At 55.8% G+C, this 4557-nt stretch carries 4 protein-coding genes and 2 pseudogenes; 2 read left to right on the top strand and 4 right to left on the bottom strand.

What is annotated here, in order from left to right; all coding sequences use genetic code 11:
- Together AC1D06_RS41890 and AC1D06_RS41885 are read right to left on the bottom strand one after the other, a co-directional pair.
- Positions 1–399, bottom strand: a 399-nt coding sequence (locus AC1D06_RS41890) for a PAS domain-containing protein (protein WP_477991402.1), incomplete at its 3' end; no start/stop codon positions are given.
- Positions 396–617 carry a hypothetical protein gene (locus AC1D06_RS41885; RefSeq protein WP_477991401.1) on the bottom strand — a complete coding sequence of 74 codons (222 nt, stop codon included), beginning with the start codon at positions 615–617 and terminating at the stop codon, positions 396–398. The genes AC1D06_RS41885 and AC1D06_RS41890, both read right to left, overlap by 4 nt.
- Positions 618–863: 246 nt before the next feature.
- Between AC1D06_RS41885 and AC1D06_RS41880 the strand changes: the two genes are divergently transcribed.
- Complete coding sequence (locus AC1D06_RS41880) at positions 864–1754, top strand: helix-turn-helix domain-containing protein (RefSeq protein ID WP_477991406.1); 891 nt, start codon at positions 864–866, stop codon at positions 1752–1754.
- 1168 nt (positions 1755–2922) lie between these two features.
- Here AC1D06_RS41880 and AC1D06_RS41875 read toward each other — a convergent pair.
- A pseudogene (locus AC1D06_RS41875) lies at positions 2923–3515 on the bottom strand (general stress protein).
- A gap of 19 nt (positions 3516–3534) precedes the next feature.
- A complete protein-coding gene (locus AC1D06_RS41870) occupies positions 3535–3849 on the bottom strand; it encodes a PepSY domain-containing protein (protein WP_477991404.1) in 315 nt (104 codons plus the stop codon).
- Between the two features lie 565 nt (positions 3850–4414).
- On the opposite strand from AC1D06_RS41870, the pseudogene AC1D06_RS41865 reads away from it, so the two are divergent.
- A pseudogene (locus AC1D06_RS41865) lies at positions 4415–4557 on the top strand (IS5/IS1182 family transposase); the annotation flags it as partial.

Here is a 4557-nt window from a genome sequence, read left to right as displayed (position 1 = left end):
ACCCGCATCCTCCGCATTCTTTAGTTTTTGAGCGGTGATGTCGGTGGCGAACTTCACGACCTTGTAGGGTTTACCTCCCCTATAAATCGGATTGTAGCTGGCCTCGATCCAGATTTCYCGCCCGCCCTTAGCAATACGTTTATATTGGCGCTGGTCAAATTTGCCAGAGGCAAGGCTGCGCCAGAACTCCGCATAGGCTTGGGTGGAGGCCTCGGTCGGATCGACGAACATGCGGTGATGCTGACCGACGATTTCCCTCAGTTCGTAACCCAAGGCTCGGCAGAAATTTTCATTTGCAGTGAGGATCTTGCCCTCAAGCGTGAATTCGATGATCGCCTGGCATTTGTCTAGCGCTGCGAGAACGGCATCGCTTCTGCGAGCGAAGAGGGAGAATGTCATGACTGCAGGTCCTTTCGGCAGGAAGATGGTAGGTTTTTTGTGGCGGCAACCAATTTGCGCAAAAGCTCGTTGGCATCCTGCAAGTCTGCGAGGGCTGAGCGCAGGCCGTCAGCCGCGACAAACCAGTTTTCCGAGCAGGCTATCGGGTCATAGAAAGAGGCATTGGCTTTGGGAATGGCCCAGGAACTGAAATCATAGCGATTGGAATGCTCGGTCATTTCACGCAATCCTGACTTGCGACTGAACAAATCCGTTTCTTTTTCGGAAATGTTAGCCGATATTCGCTTCTTGTTCGAGATAGTTAAAAACCCTCAATATTACTAAATTGCTAATAGACAAGAAATATTGACTAAAATATTACATTATTGCTCAGCAATTTTAGAATTTTTACCAGTGAAAAGTTCCTTTATTAAATTTGATAACCCGATAAATATTAGCGCTAACCGAATCAGATTTGCGTGCAGATGCCTAAGAGACGTTCGCCTGACTCTACTGAAAACCTTAAGCTTGATTTCAGACACCCTTTCACCAAACCGGCCACCCACAGGGTTCTGCGATTCCGTGGCCTGAGCCTCGAATACACGCGAGTAACCTCAGCTGCGGAATATGAATTCAACTGGACGGGCAAGCATCACTATCTGGCCCTCCACGATCTGGTGATGGACTCCGGCGAGCTCAATGTGGCTGGTATGCCGGGCGTTCCAGGCGGTGACATCAGGGACAAAATGACCTATATTCCTGCGGGTCGGCCACTTTCCGGCTGGTCGAAAGCCGCGCGCCGACAAAACAGCTTCACAATCCTGCATTTCGACCCCACTCTGCTGTCGGAAGAAACCGGACGATTGTTTTCTGAAACGAGACCCGTCATCTACTTCGAAGATTCTGCCGTGCTGAGCACAATGAAGAAACTGGAATCGGTCATCGCCGAAGGCCTTGACCATCCGGACATCTTCACAGAAACATTGGCGCTTCTGGCGGCACTAGAGGTTGGCAACCTGGAGAATAGGTGGTTGCTGGCAAACGATCGCGTCGGTCGCTTGTCGGTCAGCCAGGAAACTTTGCTGCGTGATTTTATGGAAACGCATATTGCTTCGAATATTTCGCTGAATGACCTCGGTGAGCTCGTGCAACTCAGCCGCTTTCATCTCGCGCGGCGGTTCAAGGCGACTTTTGGTGTGCCGCCTTTCAAATATCTTACCGACCGCCGCATAGAAATTGCAAAGCGCCTGCTCACGGAAACGACACTGTCGGTGGAGGAAATAGCAAGGTCAACGGGATTTATTGCGTCAAGCCATTTGATCCGAGCATTCAAGCTGACCGTCGGCACTACTCCGTTGGTTTATCGCCGTGGATAGCCATTTTGAACTGCAGCCTCCAGCTCGGCCTGTGACACTTGTAATACCAACATTCGGTCTGGAATGAACCCCTCGTTGGCTTCGTCGAACAGGTCGTGCTGGACGCCGCCCCCAGCGGATATACGCCTCCGGGCACGAACTTCGCCAGCGGCTGCCTCAGCGCCACCGCCTCATGCCTAAATGTCGCGGGCACTGTTGCGAAATCCCGTGAGCCTGCGGTAAACCTCCTCCTTCTGGCGTGGTCGTCGCTGACGGCGAACGCCCATCATCTGCTCAAGGGACAAATCCCCTTGCGGAACGACGCCATGAGCTTGGGCGACACCTAAGCCAGCTGCAAAGGGCGCTCGACCACGGCAGGGGTCTCACGCCGAACCGGACCGCCTTGTCCTCGATGTTCTTGCCCATCAACCACCCATGGAACGTTTCGAACTGGTCATCGGGCGCATGGCTAGATCAGGCTCCATTTGCCGCCGCAGACCATTTGCCTGCGCCGCTGTTGAAGTGCTCGATCAAGCGCGGGCAGGCACATTTCGAACCCGCCCCCTTTCGCGCGGTTCCGCACCGCTGGCAGAAGCCGGCGGCGTGACCGCCGCCGACTTTTCTCGACCACTTGGCCGTTGCGCTGGGCAAGCCAAAAGGCGCTCTTCTCCCCAGTGGCGCACCCGCCTGGGCGCCGATCAGGCGTTCGAGTCGGACGTGAAGACGAAGCGCGAACCCCTAGGGCGCGCAAAACAGTCGTCAGTTCCGATTGCAACGTCGAGTGGTAAACCCAGACTCTTCTTGATCAAGCGGGGTTAGTCCAAGATCATGGCGATCCTCACTGTAAGACATTACCAGCAGCAACACGACTGCAATCGGCGCCGCCATTGTGCAGAGAAATAGTAGTTCATCGAGCATAGACACGCTTGTCCCCGTTGCCAGTTCCGACCGCATGTCAAACGCTTTCAGGGTTTCGACGTTCGTGCGCCAGTTGGCCACTTCGCGGGAAAGTTAACGCTTAGTGCTCGCATGTTCCACGATAAGTCAGAAGCTGTTCGTTGATCTTTCGAGGGCAGGGTTCCCCTGATTTTTGACGCTCGATCATTTGACGAACGCGTGGGTTGCCGCCTCATCGCGGGGCTATAGGCATGGAAAAGGGGCCGAATGRCCCCTCTCCCTCAATCGATCTTCAGCGTGTGTAGCGACTGCGTTCCCGCGCAATCTGCTCCGCAGAATATGGGTCAAGGACCGGATCGAACTCTCGCCAACCCTGTTGCTCGTAGGCTTGCCTGCGGGCGATAAGGTCGACGCGCCGGGCGTTGCTGAGGATGGTTTCAGCCTCGCTAACACGCCTGTCGTCAACCCTCGCCGTAACTAGGCTGCCGCCGCGGCGGACACCTTCGGCATAGACATGGGCGTCCGATTCCGGTACGCCAGAGTCGGTCAACGCGCCAATGATGCCACCTGTCGCACCGCCTACGGCGGCTCCTGCGGCAGCCCTACAGCGGTGGCTGCCAGCCACCCCGCTGCTACCACGGGCCCAACGCCGGGAATCGCCATCAGACCTAGACCGGTAAGTAGTCCGCCTGTGCCGCCAACCACCGCGCCTAAGCCGGCGCCCGTTCCAGCACCTTCGGCGGCATTGGACTCACGTTCATAGCGGCCGTCGCCATTGTTGGAAACGATGGAGATGTCATCTTCGGCAAAACCGGCGCTTTCTAGTGCTGCCACCGCACGCTGCGCATCGTCGTAGGTGTCAAAAAGGCCTGTTATAGTTTGCATAGAAATTTCTTTCGTTTGCTTATTGGGCGAAGATATGGCCTTGATAATCCAAGCCGACGGGAGTCGATTTGCCGTCTTTTGTAGCCGTGCCGCGCCAGATGCCTTTGTCATCGAGTTTCAGGCTGCTCACGTTTGTGTAGCCCGCCTTGGCGATGCGATCCTGAGCCTGCGCTTCGGTAAAGCTGTTCTTGCCGTCGAGGGGAGCGTTGGCATTCTTTGTTTCCGGCGTTGCGACAGCCGGCGTCTTGGACTCGGTGGTCGTGGTTTGAGCAAATCCCTGCGCCGAGGTTCCGCAGAAGATAGCGGCAATGATGACGATAGTCGTTCTTTTCATGGGTGGTCCGTTCTTCAGATCCAAAGCCCAAACGTTTATGGTACCCTTCCGTTCCCGAAATCGAGCCTCTCGCAAACATGCGAAAAGCCCGCACTGGGCGGGCCTTTCGAAGCGGGTGCAAAGCACTCAGTGGCTGTTCTCGTCGCTCTGCTGCGTCATTCATGGCTGCCGCCGCGGGTTGCTGCCGCCCTGCTGGCGTTGCTGCATTCGGAACCGCGCGTGGTGTGTTGCCAGTGCTGTCATGAATTGTGTGAGCAATTCAACCACGAGGGGCAGCAGCGAAACGAGGCACAACAGCTTCTAACAAAAACGGGCCGCACAACACTCATGTAGTCGCCGATAGGAGGAGGCTCCATGAAAGATCCTCCATTCCGTCACACATTCGAGAGAGGCGAGATGTGGCCAGAGGCCGCAGGCGGCTAGGAGGCCACCCTTGGCGCGGAGCAATCTGCGCATCTCGCCAGTAAAATGCTAGGGCGTGTCGTCAGTTATGTGCCTTAGCGGACCAGATTCCCAAATCGGATTTTATGTGATTCATAGCAGACCGGTCACTGGAGGGCTGGTTATGGCACGTCGTTATGGATTGCGGGACGATCGATGGGATCGGATCAAGGACCTTCTGCCTGGGCGTGAAGGTTATGTTGGCGGTACGGCGGCCGATAATCGCCTGTTCGTGGAAGCGGTGCTTTATCGATATCGCGCCGGGAT

The sequence above is a fragment of the Rhizobium sp. P2_G2 genome (assembly GCF_056403555.1).
Note: the sequence above shows the minus strand (reverse complement) of the source record. Positions and strands in the feature narration are given on the sequence as shown.